Here is a 14,432-nt window from a genome sequence, read left to right on the forward strand (position 1 = left end):
GGCCTCACTTCAACATCTTCAAGGCACCGACCACGGTGCCGGTATAAAAAAGCCAGCGGATCATCTGGCCGCCCCATTCGGTGAGAACCGGAACGGTCGCGACCTTCCAGCCGAACAGAAACACGCTGTCCAAGATGACCGCCGCCCACCAGAAGCCGAGCGGCAGCACAAACAGACCGGCGAAGATCCAATAGGGCAGATACTCGAGCTTCGATTTCTGCAGGTCCGCCATGATGCGGGTTTCCTGCACGGCCGCGCGCACGGTCTCGATCGTGATCTGCGTTTTCAGCCGCTCCCGCTCATTGCCGAGGACTGCCTTGCGTTCCATGTAGTGGAGCGCTTTATCGACCAGTCCGGAGCTGGCGAGCTTCAGGATCCAGGTGAAAAGAAACGTCATCCGACATGCCTCCATTCCCTGGCATCGGACAGCCGACGCTGCTTGATCTCCCTGGCGACCCAGAAGATGGCGATACCGATGGCGGCCATCGCCAGCCACTTGTTGTCGCCGATGGTCTGAAGAATGGGCTGAAGTGTCTCTGCAAACGACTTGATCGTATCGCTGAAACCCTTCAACGCTTCAGGGCCGGAGCCAAGACCGAGCTGCTCGAAGACTTCAGCGAAACCACCGGTAAACACCGACAGGACACCTATCCAGGTGAGCCGGTCGGCCTGTTTGACCGTCTTGGATCCAGACTTGCGCAGATCCTTGATCGTCATGTCTTCGCGGGTGCCGCCCGGCTGCGCATTGACAGGAACGGCAGTTTCCAGGGCTTCGCTCGTCTTCGGGCCGACTACACTGTCTGGTGTTAGACCGTGATCGACCTGGAAGGCGATCAGCGCGCGGCGGGTAGCAGGGCCGAAGTCACCATCTGGTTTGCAGTGATAGCCGAGTGCGATCAACCGCTCCTGCAATGCCTTGACCCGGTAGCCTTCGGAGCCGAGCCGCAACCAGCCGGCGTCCACATCACTCTTGCCCGTGCGCCCGGCAACACGCTCATAGGCGGACTTCATCATGCCGGCATAACGGGCGACCTGACCGGGTCCGTTGTAGCGACGGGCGATCGCCTGCCAATCCTTGCTTCGGATTGCTTGCAGAAGGCCAACCTTTTCCAGATAGGTCAGGAAGGCTTCGACCTGTGCCGCCTCGGAGGCAGAAAGCGCCAGGACGAACTCCTGTACGGTCGCATAGCCGCAGAGCTGTGCGTTGAACCCCATGATCTGCGGACCGCCATAGGACCCAGACCGGAGACCAGCGGTCTCATCGACCTTAGTCATGGCTTCCAGGCGCTCCCAACGGGCGTCGGATCCTGCTCGCCCCAGGCCCTTGTAGTTCGACTTCGACCAGGACTTGGCGGCAAGCCCCAGGCGGCTTGCGGAGGAGCGTAACTTCTTCGGCAGTTCACGCCAAAACACATGCATTTCGGGAAGGATGATCAGCCGGCCTTCATCGTCAAAAGCCCGACCGTTGCTTTCAACCTCGATGATGGCGAAGAGGACAGCCTCTTCACACTGCATGCGGGCAGCTGCGAGCTTGATGACACTGTCATCGCTCAGCTTGCCGCCGCCTTGCTTCAGTTTCGTGATGATGTTGGACATCGGGCCTCGTCCTGGCGTCTAGGGAGGCCCTAAAGATCAAGTCTTAGGTGGGAAATTGGGGGCTGACGGGCGTCAGCCAGAGTTGAATGGGAACAAAAAGAATCTTGGTACCAGTAACTAACCTTGTCAAATGGAGGGTGTCCCGCCAAAGAGGCGTTCGAGAGAGTTCAAGATTTTCTCGACGTTCTCCACTGTCTTGGCAAGAGAATTGGACCGCTTCACCCAGTCAACCATTTTCAAGCGTTCCAAAAAACCATCTGTCATTTCCTTTGGTACAGGCAGAGGCTTTTCATTCTCAGATCGATCAATAAATCGTTTGATGCTTCTTGCATAAATTTTTAGCTGATCAATCCGATCTTCCCTTTTGTCTGGGTCGTTGATACCTCGTAACTCATGGAGAAATGCATCAAGCGCCGTTTCAAGTTCCCGACATTTGTCATGGAAGTCAACGTTTAGCAAAGGTGGCTTGGCATAATTTTGGATCTCATCAAATTCAACGATGACGTAAGTATCTGCCCCCTCACGCCACGCGTCTAGAGCGTTACTATCCGGCCAATTCTCCGCTAAATGAAATCTCGCACCAAGAGCCGTCAACATAGGCATACCAATGGCATCTAACGGATCGTTAAATTTGTCTGCATCGTAGGCACAGCTCGCAATCATTTTTCGATTTACGACATCGGCGATTGTATTGTTCCTAGTTTTCTCGCTCGATAACCGCAGCATATCCGTCGAATCGATTTCATATACGTGCACGGCCAAAGCGTGAAAATCTGTTTTTTGTAGTTCCGTATGAACCCAAGCGAAGAAGCTATTCATTTCAATATCCGATAAATCAAAAATGGTGTCGCTCGATGAAGGCCTCGTTACAGGTTAGAAATCGACTATAGCAACTTTCCCTGACTGTCATCCTCCTCCCGCAAGCGTGCCCTCATCCGGAATGCGGCCCGCTCCGACAAGCCTGCGCGTCTTGCTGCTTCTCGCGCACTGGCCCCTCCTTCAAGTTCTTTCGCCAGCCTTCGGCGTGCTTTTGCCATGCAGCCCGCCGGACCACGCGGAATGACGACATGCCGGGCACCGACCTCGCGACCTTCCGGAGACAGCGTTCTGAGCTGTCCGCAGATCTTGTCGGCGGCCTCCCGACCTACAGTCTCGACAATCCAGTGATCGTCCGGCGCTCGCGCCGGAATTGAAACCCTTGTCCCGCCAACACGCTCAGCTATCGCGAGCGCAGCAGCGAGACCAGCCACCTCCGCGATCTCACCAAGCAGGCCAGGCAGATCATCGCTCACTTCTTCACCGCCCGGTAGAGCTTGCCGAGCCGGTTCATGGTCTGGATCCAGTCGTTAGTGGACAGCATGGCCGGATCGTTCTTGGCACAACAGGCAAACATGTAGTCGGTCAAGCTTCCAGCAGGCGTCCGGTCAAGCCTCAACAGCTCCGACCAGATGTGCAGACAGATCTGAAACCGGAAATCATTCAGCAGCGGCGACTGGTTTTGATCCTGGGTGAATAGGTCGTAGTTCTGTGACGCCCGGCGGATCCAGAGCTTCAGGGCATCGATCGCTTTGTTCGCTGCCTTGCCGTCCTGAAGGAACCGGTGATGATCGAGGCCCGTCTGCCGCTTCAGAAACGCGATCATGGCCTCATCGCTCTTGTTGGCGATGACACCGAGATTGTGACCGGCGATCCAGAGCGCCTGCAGCTTCTTGGCGTATTTGCCGGTCGCCCGCTTGCCCTGGGCCGCGTTGGGGTCCTGTTCTGGAAGGAGTTTCTGCAGGGCGGAAATGACCTGAAGCTGCTCGGCCTGAGCCATCCCTTTGCAAGACCGTTTCCCGGTCTCCCGCTCCAGTAAATCCCGGTACGTGTCATCGTCCAGGTTAGCGTTTCTTTTCAGGACGTGGATCTTGGCGTAGACGTTCATGATCCTGTCCTTTCTTTGGCGATCTCGCTGACTTCCAAGATGGCTGTCGCGGCCAGCCGCATGTAACTGGACTTCCGGCGCTTCCAATCTTCGGCAAGACTGGTGTCGGTGTCATCGCTCAAGGGCTTTTCGAAGGTAGACAGGTTGGCGAAGGTCAATTCGCTGGCGATGTGAGGCGCGTAGTCGCTCTTGAACATCGCAAAGGCAATGCGCTCGCAATGGCTCATCTGCGTTAATCCTTGTAGGGTAATCGGCCGTTGCCATAACCGCCCACTGCACCTGCATCACCCATCGATTCCATCCGGGTGGCTGGCTGCGGCGCGGCGTTCCGCCGGGCGTCTAGTTCACGTTTCAGGAGTTCGTTGGTCACCTGCTGCAGATCGCCCAGAAGGGCCTTCCGGTTTTGCAGGCGATACCGGCTGTTCTCGGCCTTGCGCAGCAGAAAGGCTCGCCTGTCGCGCAAGGCATCGGTCTCACTCAACACACGATGATCGGAGTTGGTGAGGCGGGACATGTCACGCCGCCTTCGCCAGATCGATCGTGATGGTTTCCCAGTCCTCGTCCGGATGGTCGCGGCGGTAGAAGCGCAGGTAGCTCTTGGAGCCGGTGACCCGCATGGAGTCTTTGAGAGCGACCATGGCCCGCTGCCAGCGCCCATCTTCGATATCGAGACGGAGCAGCATCAGGATCTCGGACTTGTTGATCTGCCCCTCTTTGTCCGTATTGAAGGCACGGGTGACGATGGTGCGGATCTCCGAGCGGCTGTCCGAGGCCCATTCAATCAGGCATTCATCGATTAAGCCCTTCGCGGTCTGGATCTCCGGGCCGAAGTCGATGAAATCCGCGACCTGCACCTGCACCCTCATGCAGCCGTCGATGGTCTGGAACGTGGTGTTGCCCTTCTTGCCGCCCTTCGTGGAGTTGTATTCCTGGGCGAGCAATGCGGTCAGGCTCAACAGGTCCGCAAAGGTGTGATTGCGGAACCGGGCGATCTGGCCGGACAGCTCTTCGGCAAAGCCGATAACCTTGCGCACCGTCTCGTCTTCCAGCTTGTGCTGCGGCTTGACGTTTTCCAGCGGGACAAGGTTGCTCTTCGCGTCCCGCATGTACTTTTGGCCATTGATGACCTCGACACCGTCTTCCGGTGCGTCGATTACGGCGGTTTCAGTTGCTGCATGTTCCATCTTCAAAGTCCCTTTAAAGTCCCACTAAACGCCGGGAGATACTCAAGCTGCTCCGCCCTCATCCGGGTCTCGACCCAAGTCGATCCCGAAGAAGAGGACACTGTGTGGATTGCTGTTTGATGCGCCCTCAGCGGGCACGGGGCGCTTGGCGACCGGGAAAAGCTCGATCTTTGGATCGGAGAGATCGACCAGCACCGGATCGCGGCGCACCGCGTTGGCTTCCAGCTGCTTTGCCATCCGGACGCATTCTTCCAGGATCTTGCCGACAAACTCCGTCCGAGTTGGCGGCAAGATCAGTCCTCCGAACGCATCCCTGCGGATGTCCAGCTCACGTGCCAGAAACTCCAGATCTTCACTGAGCATGGCTGCCTCCCTTCAAACGGGAGTGAGGACAGCGGTTCCTGCAGGCGCGATAGAGCTTCGACCTGGTTGAGTTGGTCACTGCTTTCGGCTTCGCCTGCCAGCCAAGGCACACGTCCCGACCGATCTCACCCAGAACAGGGCAATGGACCGTTGCGCCCATCAGAGCGCCGCGCACCTTGTCCTCAACCTTCGAAAGGTCGCCCTGGTACTTGTTACCGATGGTCTGGCTGATCACGGCCGGGGAATAACCGAGCCGCGAAGCACAGGCATTTAGGCCCTGGCGCTCGGCCATGTCCGCCAGCTCCGCAACCCAGTCCGGCACGCCGCCACCCCAGGCCTTGGACGCTTTCTGCTGCATAGAAAGCCCGTTCATGCCGCCACCTCGACAGCCACGGGCTTGCCCATGATTTCCTTGCGATTGGCGTCATAGACCATCTTGGAGGCGAGGATCTTCGGTGCTTTCGGACCGGTATCCATGGAAGGCTTCAACCGCCAGATCGCAGGCGCTTTTGGGGATTGCTTACGGAGCGTCTGCAGGTAACCAGCCTTTTCCAAATGCGAGACATAGTCCCGCACCGTCTCGCGCTTCATGACGATCTCATCCGTCGACGCGGCGATCGTCAGTTCGGTCACATCAAAAGTCTTGAGCGATCGTATCGCCACCCAGATCTGATCCTGGACACGTCCCTGACGGCCCGGCGAGCCGTCCGCATTGAGACAGGGTGTCGGCGCCGGCCGCTTCACCAGTCGATAAACGCCAGTGCGGAATTTGCCCGGCTCATCCCCGGAGACACGTTCGGCAATCCCGGCCAAGATCAGCCGGCGCAGAAACTCTTTCACCCGGCCGATGCCTTCGTCGTCACAACGCTGATGGATTTGCTGGAGTGTGAAGCACCCCTTGTTCTTGCCCAGGTCTCGGATGACGCTCCAGTAGTGGTCGTTGCCGCGATAGATTGGCTCACCGGCTGTCACTCTCAATTCAAGCTGGATGGGCATCAGGCAACCCTCCGCGCAATGCGGCGGGGCGGTTCTCCCGTGTAGAACCAACCGCTCTCAAACGAGCCGGCATCGAAGGACCCTTCCCGGCTGTTCCGAGCGTATTCCAGCATCTTGTTGAGGTTGACGACGATGCGCCGCGCCCGGCCCTGGGCCTTGTCGACCAGCACATCGAGCAGATCGTCATCGATATCGAGGTTCGGGCAGAACAGGTTCGCCAGAGCCCTCGCGTCGTCGATATCGCAAGGCTCCGCAGGCACCCACTCAAGCACCCGGTTGTGCACCCGCTCGACGTTCATCAGTTTATTGGGAAGCTGCTCCTCGCCGATCAGCAGTACAGGCACCTGACTGTGCTCCTGGATCTCGCGAACCAGTTCCAGCATGCCTTTGTCGGCCAGCTTGTCCGCCTCGTCGATGATCAGCGGCCGCTCAAAGTCGTCGCCAAGAGCCATGATCGCTTCTGATGTCAGGTCCGCGATCGAGGACTTGCGCGGTTTCACATCCGCCTCGGCCAGAAGGTTTTCCAGGAACTTCTTGCGCGTCCAACTGTCGCCCACCTCCAGACGCAAAGCCCGCTTCTTGTTGGTGGCGTAGATGGAGGCATAGGTTTTGCCGTAACCGGAAAAGCCGTGAAACACGCCAATGCCCGGTAAGTGAGGCCCGCGATTGATCAGGGTTTCCATCAAGACCAAAAACCGGGAAACGTTCTTCAGGGCCGCGAGGCCACCGGCATTGACAGAGTTGTCTCCGTTCGTCATTCTTCACTCCGTTATCTAAGTGATCTGGCTCTGAAGGTTGCCGCCTTCAGGGCCGTTTTCTTGCCCATTAAGACGCGGGCGGCACGCGGTGTTTGAGCCGTTGGGTGTCTTCCCACATGAGCCGCATGGCCTTGTAGACAGGCCCATTCTTGAAGTTTGCGAGCCAGATGGCGTCGTCGTCTGATATCCCTGCCCCCTCCTCCAGACGCTGCTCCAGTTGCAGGGCACGCCGGTAAAGCGTCTCGTGACTTTCGGGATTGCCGAGCCTGTGAACCCGTGCTGCCGGCTTGGCGGCTGGAACAGCTCCATCGGCCTTCAGCTCCGCCATCATCGCGGCTTCGCGGTCGGACAGGTCGCGCGGGGCACGCCGCCTTTTGGCGTCGGCTGCGGCAAGGGTCTTTGCCGTTTTGTGTTCGTCGCGCTGTTGAGGGAAAGCGACCACGCTGGCATTGTGCTGGTAGGCAGCGCGCTGTGCTTCCATGACGGTGCGCGGCGTGATCTTGCGCTTCTCCCGGCGAAGGTCCGCGAGCTTCTCCTGCTCGTGCGCCTTCTGCATCGCTTTCGCCTGGGCAGCGATGACAACGGGGTCGGCACCTGCCAGATCCGGACAGATGGCTTCGCCCAGATAGGTTTCCCCATCCGGCTCAAACAGCCACAAACGGCCGAGGTCTGAGGGGTCGTGGCGGCAAAGTACATCGGTGCCGGGCATCACACCGAACGGCATGTAGTGTTCGCCGTTCACCTGAATGCCTTGTTTCGTAACGCGGCGCTGGCCTCCGTTGCTGGCGATCGGCGCGAGCAGAACGTCCAGGGCCGCAATGTCCGATACCGCGCGCACCTCGCCTTTCCAGGCGCTGGCCACTTCAAATGGCGTTTTCCGCTTCAGGCTTTCGTGCGGTGTGTGTGCGTATTGCTCGCGAGACCAGCGGTCGGTTTCGGCCTGCAGATCCTTGGCGCTGAGTTCCACCTGAAACATCTTCGCGTCATCTGTGCCCAGGCGATCTGCAAAGCTCTTGCGGGCTTCGATCACCTTGCGGTCGGCGACAGAGTGGCCGACAAAGCCCGGCAGCGGTGCACAGCAATCGCGCTGGAACGTGCCGATAACCCGTTCCACCGTGCCCTTCTGTTGCGGGCTGTAAGGCGTCGAAAAGTCCTGCTCGATACCAAGCGCATCCAGCAGTCGAACCGTTGCCTTGGCGGCGAAATCCGAGCCGTTGTCCGTCTTGATCAGCTCCGGCACGCCCCATTCCAGAAGGCACTTGCGGATCAGCAGACCAACCGCTGCCGCCCGCGCCGTATCTGTGATCAAAAGGACGACGCGCTTCGAATAGAGGTCGATCGCCATGTAGAGGTTCTTGCGGCCGTCCGTGGTCATCACGTCCACCGGCGAGGCGTCGATCTCCCATTTCTGGTTTAACCGCTCCACCCGGTTGGCACCGGTGGCGGCAAACTGGACATGGCTGCGATAGGCATCCGGGTTTGTCAGCTTCAAAAGCTCGTTCCGGTATTCGCTTTTCCAGCTTTTAAGAGCGTTTTGAAACGTCCTCAAAGGCGGCATCGGCACACGGGCATCGCCCACCTGGACGGTCGTGCCAAACTCGGCGATTGCCGTGTTGCGGATGTGTTTGGCAGAGAGGAACTGATTGGACGCATAGACAGCAAGGCAGTAGTTGCGCAGCCGTCCGTCCTCGGCCCGGTCCAGCACGCCAGTGCCTTTCCGGGCTTTCGACGGATCGGCGGCCAGCTTGTTGATGTCTGTGCGAACCGCGCCGCGCCAACGATCCAGTGTGCGCAGGGACAACCGCTTGACGGCTTCCCTCACCCAATCAGGAACCGGCACTTGCCCGGCCTCGTAGAGGCTGACAAACAGGTGATCGGAAGCCTTGGCCCCCATGCCGCAGGTCTTGCGGAAGCGTTCTGCGACCTTGAGAACGATCAGCCGTGCATCGCGGGCAGTCCGCTCCTTGGTGGACAGGGTCGTATCCGTCTCCGTCACAAGGTCCACACGGTCCACGTGAACGAACGATCCGGCATAGGCAAGCCGCTGCGGCAGCGGCAACAAGTCGATGTGATACTCAAGGCCACCGCCGCCTTCCCTGCCCTCACGCTTTTTTGCAAGCCCGCTATCCGCCCAGCTTTCCCGGTCTGCCAGCTTCTGGATGCCGCGTTTGCTGGCAGGAAAGCCGTCGAGCTTCAGGTCGGCGATCTCCTGGGCCGTGAGCCAGAGCTTCATTTGGTCCTCCGGATTTCGGCCTGCAGTGTCTTTTTCCGGGTCTCGATCATCCGGGCGTGATCCTCGATCAGCGCCAGTTCGATGACGTTCTCGTAGCGCTTGGGGATCACGGCCATGTCGAAGCCTTCAGCCAGAAAGCCGAGCAGCTCGGTCTTGCCGGTGACGTGGATCAGCGCGATGAAGCGCTCCACCGTGATGTTGTTCTGGGTCTTGGCTTCGGAGGCATAGGCCTCAAGCGTGTCTTTCGAGACCTTGTAGCCAAGCCGTTCGCTCATCTGGGCAGCGACGGTCGGGCGGTCCTTTCCACAGTCCTTCAGCGCCCTGGCGATGGCCCGGCTAATCCGGGACGCCAGCCGAGTGCCGGGGAAGGCATCGGGCTCGAAACCGACAGAGACGCGCGGCGGCGTCCAGCCGGTGAACATATCGATGGTGAAGTCGTCGCGATGTTTACGCATCGAGCCAGCCCTCTTTTTTGACAAGCTCGACGATCTCCGCCCTGTGCTGTCGAAAGACGCCCAGGCGCGATGCTTTCGGCAGATTGGGAAGATAGTCGCAAACGGTTCGGAACCGCTTTTCGCTGTCACTTTCCGGAGCCTTTCCGGAAATCTTCAAAACGGCATCGGCTATGGAAGAGACCGCAGGCCGGTCGCCTAGGATCAGCTCCAGCACCTGGGCCTGAGTATCAGCGTCCAGACCGGCCAGCGCTTTCAGATCGCTTTGCTTCTGAGCGTAGGCAGTGCCCTTCAGGCGCTCGCGGGTCTCAGGTGACAGGCTTTCAAAGATTTGCACCGCGAGCCTGACTGATCGATCAGAAAGGCCGGTGCTCTCGGCAGCGTTTTGGCAAAAGGCAAAAATTGCCACTTGCCTCCTTTCGCCGCCTGTATGCTGATTGCCGCGCTTGCCGCCATGCTTGGTTTCCGGATGCAGCGCCTCGTAAATGCGCTTCATTTCGGCTAGCGCCTCGCACCGTTCCAGAGCGTTGAAGTCTTTGCGGCCAAGGTTCTCAAGGATCTCATGCAGGCGCAGTTCGTCTGCTGCCTGTTCGCCCTGCGGTTCAAGTACGCGGGCGTCGATGTCTTTCCACTTGGCGATGCCGGCCGCTGTCAGACGATGCGCACCGGCAACCAGGGTGAACCGCCTGCCGTTGGCGACAACGTCAATCGGCGTTTTCTGGCCGGTTTCCTGAAACATGCCGGCCAAGCATTCTGCCCAATCCTGGTCCACGTCCCGAAGGCGACCTTCGGGAATGTCGATCAGGGAAACCTTGATGGACTGATACGCGCTCAATTTGCACCTCAATGACTTCGGGGAAAAAGACCGGGCGGCTCGTCTCAAGAATTCGAATGCCGCCCGGCAAGGTAGTGACGTGGCCTGAATTACGGCAGCGCCGCGTCTCACCACTGACGCAGGTGACGCGCTCCATCTGCCCTAGGTCCGCCTGAACAGGAGGGCAGCCAGAAGCTTTGAAAAGAGAGAGTTGCGAGGCCGTTTCCGGTAGCCGAAAACCGTGTATTGCCGCCTGTTGGCTTCCGCTGCGGCGATCACCTCAGCATCGAGGAAGGCGTCCCGCTCGGCCTGACGTGCAACGATCGGATAGAGCAGGCAATGGGCGATCAGGAGCAGCGTCAGCAGCAAAGCGACAGCGCCGCCAAGACCGACGAGGTAGGGTACGATGCTCATCACTCCCCCGCCCGTCTGCGCGGACAGTATCGCCTGATCGTGCGCGCCCATCAGGCGGCCTTCCTGTCCGGCCGGGCCGAAGCTTTCTGGCTAGCGCCGTAGTCCTCGAATTTGCTATCAAGGATTCGTGCGGTCCGCTTGGGATACCGGTCCGGAAACAGCTTCTCTTTCGGAGTTTTGAGGAACTCGGCAATAGCCTCCTCAGCGATAGAGACCGGGCGTTTCCAGACGTGGGAAAAAGAGCCGGGTCGTCTGTTCTTTGCCTTGGCGAGTTTAGCCAGGGTCATGCCTTGCCGGTGAAGTTCAGCCATGATCGAATGCTGATCCCAACCGTCAAGCGGTACCTGTTTGGGCTTTGCCATCGGGTGCCTCGCTGGAAAACGGCTTGTTGCAGCAAGCCGTTTTCTTTGGTGTTGGTGTGTAACAAATCGGCGCGACGTATCGGGCCGACAAAAATAGGGGTAAAGTGATTTTTCGTTTTAGTAAAGCGAAATTTCGCTTTTCAGTGTGAACAGTTGGCGAGGCCTGAAAAGGAACCAAAGACGCCGCTGGCAAAGCGTTTGCGTGATGTCAGAAGGGAACTGGGTGACCCTGAGCGAGCCGAGGTTGCAGAAAATCTCGGCGTCAGCGTTTCAACACTCGCGTTTTATGAGCGTGGTGAAAGTGAGCCAACTGCCAGTGTTCTGGCAGTGTATAGGGTCAAGTATGGGATCAACTTAGAATGGCTAATCACCGGGCAGGGTTCGATGCGCGTAGGAGCAAACGTGCGCATCGAGAACGTGTCTCTGGCTGATATCCGCAGCTTCCTCTGGAACATCTGCGAAACCTACTATGAGAAGCTGCCAAGGCGCACCAAACCGGCCGCCTTTGCAGATCAGTGTCTAGCGATGTTCGACTACCTGCTTACTCGGGAAGACGTGAAGACCGAAGCTGCGGCCGAGGTGATTGAATTTAGCGCTGAGCAGCTGAAGCGAGGAACGAACATTAAAGAATGAGTTTATGAATGGAGGGACTAAATGGCAGAAGAGGGCAGCGCGGAAGACCCTGCAGACGGCTCGGAGATCCTGGACACCGCTAATACAATAAATGAGATGTCATCTAAAGGCTGGATGAGCGACTTACTGGGACCTGCAGCCAAAGTGTTTGGGAAATCATTGGGTGCATGGGCGCAAGATATTGTCGACGGAAAAAAATTGAACGTGCATACCCACATCGACGAAGTTACTCGACACAATCCCAAGCTCTCGCTACCGGCGACACCTGCCGCAGCCAAGCGGTTTGAAGAGTGGTTAACGGGAGCAGCCGAAGCAGAGCCTGAAACACCTGAAGCGTCGCTATGGCAGAGCCTGCTCGAAGATATTATGAAAGATGGCGGTGCAAACGAAGCATACCTAATTGGACTTGCCAAACAAATCTCAAAAAAAGATTTGCTTACGATATCTAGAGTAGAAAAGGGAAAATCAATCGAAAATATATACGCGGAAAAGCTTGAAAAGATCGGCCTTTTGATAGTAAAAAACAACTATCTTTATGGACTTACGTTGGTCGTTAATATTATATTATTATACGCTTTCTATAATATCATATTTTTAGGAACTCAGGAAAACATTGAAATTCAGGCAGATAGACTTTTTTCCGCTTCATCTTTCTATCAATTAATTATTCCTTTCACTTCTGTTTTCTTGATATCGATAGCTTTGGTTTCTAGCTGGGAAGATTTTAATAATTCCTCCCACATTAACAGGCCTAGAAAAAACACAACTCTAGCATTCTTCTACGACACACGAGCATCTTTAACGCCTACTGGCCGTGAAATTCTTAAGAAAACACTTAAGTACGCACCGAAGTCATTCCATGAGAATGGTTAAATGCGGCTTCTGCAGGGATCTGTTTAGCCGCTGAGCAGCTGAAGCGCGCATCCGGTCGAGACGAGCCATAAGCTCATCGTATTCCGTGACGCGGTAGCCGATCTCGGGAAGTGCGACACCGGCGATAACACGGTCTCTGAACACTGTAGGCTTGCAACCAAGTACCGGATAAATGCGGCGGTAAGGGTTGGATTTGAAGGCCCAGACGCACGCGGGCCAGAGACCTTCGGACTTCAAGAACTTTGCGAGTTCCTGCATGGCGAGCGGCCCCGATGCTCCGCCGCGATGATCCGGCAGAATGTAGCAGGCATGAAACTCGCCGAGGGCGTCAATGGCTGGGTCTGTGTTCGGCTTGGCGACAGCGAAACCGACCACTTCCTTGGCGGCCTCCAGAACGAAAACGGCCTGCCCTTTTGGGCGTTCTTCAAACCAGCGCAGCCATTGCCAGGACCGGTAGTCGAAGCCACGTTGCGCTTGGACCTCATCGGGCATGAAGGCGTAGACTTCCCGCCAGCAAAAAGCGTGAATACTGGCAATTCTTACAACGTCAGACAATTCCGCCTGACGTATACCCGTGATGATAGACATTGCGCTTGTTCCCCTTTAAATTGCAAAGGCTTAGGGTGCAAGGGGCGAACAATGCGCGATGATTTTCTGCGCCAGATTATTACAGATAAAGTTTCTGGAAACGTAGGTTGGCTCAAGCTAGGCGTTATGACCGCTCTGGCTTTTTCAATTGGATTTGCGACTGCTGCCGGACTGTTTTCTTATTCCTCAAATAGGTTGACGGATGATGACCTTGCAAAGCTGGCGGAGCTGGCAGCCTGTTCCACGGGTGAGCCCGCTTCATCTTTGTGGCTGCAAGCCCAATCTGACAATACATGGGATGTCGTTGACGACCGATACAAGGTTGCAAAGCGCTTTCTAGTAGATATCGATATCGACCGTTGCGGTGTCAGGGAGACCGCGAACGCTCAGATTAATCAACGGGAAATCGAGACTTTTTCTCCACGCGACCGCTACAACTGAATTCTTGTATCTAACCACGCGGGATCCGTAAGTCTCCTCTGAACTGACCGCGACATTGATTAGGTTTGGGCTGACCTGTGCTTCCGGCGGAAACATCGTGACGATGGTTCCGTCTCGTTGCAAGGCAAGTGACCAGCAGTCGCCACACTCACTTTGCAGGTCGACGAGCGCAAATGGCGATGCAACAACGACGAAAGTTAAGGATCCAAGCCTTTTAACAAGCGGAACAAACGAAGCTCCCGACGTGCGGCCCACCACTTGTTTTCCTACGACCAGGTCCGAGCCCGCCAAGGATTCCTTGAAATAGGTTCGATCAGAAAGATTCAGAGGAGAAACCGGATACTTATAGCTGTCATGAAGCAGCTGACCGTGGTCTCCAATCACGATGATCGCCCTCGCTCCAGGCACACCGGATGCCAGACGCTTAAGCTCGGTATGAACAAGCCTGTCGTTTTTGACCGAAGAGACGATCACAGCGCCCGCATCGATCGCCTGATCTGCGGCGAACAATATGCGCTCTGCGGCCAGCTGATTGGTTCTTGCTGACCGAACAGCGTCGGAGACAAGCAACGAAGCATCTGTTGCTTCCAAATCGTCTCGCGCATGCACGGACCCAACCAGAGACAACGTAAAAACAAGAACCGAAATAATTCGAACCACTTAGGCTACTCCCCCAGAAAGCGCCTGCGATTGCAGACGCATGAATGCTCTGGGTAGCGGCGTAGCGTGACTCAACCGTGACTCGAAATTTACATTGAGAGGTTGTGCATTTTCGGGTTAGATACTTGCTGTTCAGGCTCA

21 protein-coding genes are annotated in these 14,432 nt (G+C 57.0%); 2 read left to right on the forward strand and 19 right to left on the reverse strand.

The window, feature by feature from the left end; translation table 11 throughout:
- Positions 1 to 4: 4 nt before the first annotated feature.
- The 17 genes from AC2A6O_RS13130 to AC2A6O_RS13210 all read right to left on the reverse strand — a co-directional run bounded on the left by AC2A6O_RS13130 (position 5) and on the right by AC2A6O_RS13210 (position 11,096).
- Positions 5 to 397 carry a hypothetical protein gene (locus AC2A6O_RS13130; protein ID WP_498927618.1) on the reverse strand — a complete coding sequence of 131 codons (393 nt, stop codon included), beginning with the start codon at positions 395 to 397 and terminating at the stop codon, positions 5 to 7.
- Entirely contained in the window at positions 394 to 1,596 is a 1,203-nt protein-coding gene (locus tag AC2A6O_RS13135) for an N-acetylmuramidase domain-containing protein (protein WP_498927620.1), read from the reverse strand. Before AC2A6O_RS13135 ends, AC2A6O_RS13130 begins: the two co-directional genes overlap by 4 nt.
- A gap of 126 nt (positions 1,597 to 1,722) precedes the next feature.
- Positions 1,723 to 2,415, reverse strand: coding sequence for a hypothetical protein (locus tag AC2A6O_RS13140; protein WP_498927622.1), 693 nt, complete (start codon positions 2,413 to 2,415; stop codon positions 1,723 to 1,725).
- A gap of 65 nt (positions 2,416 to 2,480) precedes the next feature.
- Entirely contained in the window at positions 2,481 to 2,888 is a 408-nt protein-coding gene (locus AC2A6O_RS13145) for a hypothetical protein (protein ID WP_498927624.1), read from the reverse strand.
- Complete coding sequence (locus AC2A6O_RS13150; protein WP_498927626.1) at positions 2,885 to 3,520, reverse strand: regulatory protein GemA; 636 nt, start codon at positions 3,518 to 3,520, stop codon at positions 2,885 to 2,887. The genes AC2A6O_RS13145 and AC2A6O_RS13150 overlap by 4 nt, the downstream gene beginning before the upstream one ends.
- Positions 3,517 to 3,747: a hypothetical protein gene (locus tag AC2A6O_RS13155; protein ID WP_498927628.1), complete on the reverse strand. Its 231-nt coding sequence runs from the start codon at positions 3,745 to 3,747 to the stop codon at positions 3,517 to 3,519. Before AC2A6O_RS13155 ends, AC2A6O_RS13150 begins: the two co-directional genes overlap by 4 nt.
- A gap of 5 nt (positions 3,748 to 3,752) precedes the next feature.
- Positions 3,753 to 4,034 (reverse strand): gas vesicle protein V, encoded by a 282-nt coding sequence (locus AC2A6O_RS13160; RefSeq protein ID WP_498927630.1) that lies wholly within the window; start codon positions 4,032 to 4,034, stop codon positions 3,753 to 3,755.
- Position 4,035: 1 nt separating this feature from the next.
- Positions 4,036 to 4,704 (reverse strand): DUF3164 family protein, encoded by a 669-nt coding sequence (locus AC2A6O_RS13165; protein ID WP_498927632.1) that lies wholly within the window; start codon positions 4,702 to 4,704, stop codon positions 4,036 to 4,038.
- Positions 4,705 to 4,746: 42 nt separating this feature from the next.
- Positions 4,747 to 5,067, reverse strand: a complete 321-nt coding sequence (locus tag AC2A6O_RS13170) for a hypothetical protein (RefSeq protein WP_498927634.1) — start codon at positions 5,065 to 5,067, stop codon at positions 4,747 to 4,749.
- Positions 5,057 to 5,440 (reverse strand): transcriptional regulator, encoded by a 384-nt coding sequence (locus tag AC2A6O_RS13175; protein ID WP_498927636.1) that lies wholly within the window; start codon positions 5,438 to 5,440, stop codon positions 5,057 to 5,059. The genes AC2A6O_RS13170 and AC2A6O_RS13175 overlap by 11 nt, the downstream gene beginning before the upstream one ends.
- On the reverse strand, positions 5,437 to 6,063 hold the full coding sequence (locus AC2A6O_RS13180; RefSeq protein ID WP_498927638.1) for a hypothetical protein: 627 nt from the start codon (positions 6,061 to 6,063) through the stop codon (positions 5,437 to 5,439). Before AC2A6O_RS13180 ends, AC2A6O_RS13175 begins: the two co-directional genes overlap by 4 nt.
- Positions 6,063 to 6,821, reverse strand: coding sequence for an AAA family ATPase (locus AC2A6O_RS13185; protein ID WP_498927639.1), 759 nt, complete (start codon positions 6,819 to 6,821; stop codon positions 6,063 to 6,065). Before AC2A6O_RS13185 ends, AC2A6O_RS13180 begins: the two co-directional genes overlap by 1 nt.
- Before the next feature lie 67 nt (positions 6,822 to 6,888).
- Positions 6,889 to 9,054, reverse strand: a complete 2,166-nt coding sequence (locus tag AC2A6O_RS13190) for a DDE-type integrase/transposase/recombinase (RefSeq protein ID WP_498927641.1) — start codon at positions 9,052 to 9,054, stop codon at positions 6,889 to 6,891.
- Positions 9,051 to 9,509 (reverse strand): hypothetical protein, encoded by a 459-nt coding sequence (locus AC2A6O_RS13195; RefSeq protein ID WP_498927643.1) that lies wholly within the window; start codon positions 9,507 to 9,509, stop codon positions 9,051 to 9,053. Before AC2A6O_RS13195 ends, AC2A6O_RS13190 begins: the two co-directional genes overlap by 4 nt.
- On the reverse strand, positions 9,502 to 10,341 hold the full coding sequence (locus tag AC2A6O_RS13200) for a ParB/RepB/Spo0J family partition protein (protein WP_498927645.1): 840 nt from the start codon (positions 10,339 to 10,341) through the stop codon (positions 9,502 to 9,504). Before AC2A6O_RS13200 ends, AC2A6O_RS13195 begins: the two co-directional genes overlap by 8 nt.
- Before the next feature lie 141 nt (positions 10,342 to 10,482).
- Positions 10,483 to 10,785 (reverse strand): hypothetical protein, encoded by a 303-nt coding sequence (locus AC2A6O_RS13205; protein WP_498927647.1) that lies wholly within the window; start codon positions 10,783 to 10,785, stop codon positions 10,483 to 10,485.
- A complete protein-coding gene (locus tag AC2A6O_RS13210; RefSeq protein WP_416384426.1) occupies positions 10,785 to 11,096 on the reverse strand; it encodes a helix-turn-helix domain-containing protein in 312 nt (103 codons plus the stop codon). Before AC2A6O_RS13210 ends, AC2A6O_RS13205 begins: the two co-directional genes overlap by 1 nt.
- A gap of 198 nt (positions 11,097 to 11,294) precedes the next feature.
- On the opposite strand from AC2A6O_RS13210, the gene AC2A6O_RS13215 reads away from it, so the two are divergent.
- The gene (locus tag AC2A6O_RS13215) at positions 11,295 to 11,729 is read left to right on the forward strand and encodes a helix-turn-helix domain-containing protein (protein WP_498927649.1); all 435 of its coding nucleotides are present in this window, start codon (positions 11,295 to 11,297) and stop codon (positions 11,727 to 11,729) included.
- 21 nt (positions 11,730 to 11,750) lie between these two features.
- Complete coding sequence (locus AC2A6O_RS13220; protein WP_498927651.1) at positions 11,751 to 12,602, forward strand: hypothetical protein; 852 nt, start codon at positions 11,751 to 11,753, stop codon at positions 12,600 to 12,602.
- Here the strand turns inward: AC2A6O_RS13220 and AC2A6O_RS13225 are convergent.
- Positions 12,582 to 13,190, reverse strand: coding sequence for a GNAT family N-acetyltransferase (locus AC2A6O_RS13225; protein WP_498927653.1), 609 nt, complete (start codon positions 13,188 to 13,190; stop codon positions 12,582 to 12,584). The two genes, AC2A6O_RS13220 and AC2A6O_RS13225, sit on opposite strands and share 21 nt — an antisense overlap.
- 336 nt (positions 13,191 to 13,526) lie before the next feature.
- Positions 13,527 to 14,291 carry a PDC sensor domain-containing protein gene (locus AC2A6O_RS13230; RefSeq protein WP_498927655.1) on the reverse strand — a complete coding sequence of 255 codons (765 nt, stop codon included), beginning with the start codon at positions 14,289 to 14,291 and terminating at the stop codon, positions 13,527 to 13,529.
- Positions 14,292 to 14,432 lie beyond the last annotated feature (141 nt).

This window comes from Labrenzia sp. ATLA3 (assembly GCF_057180185.1).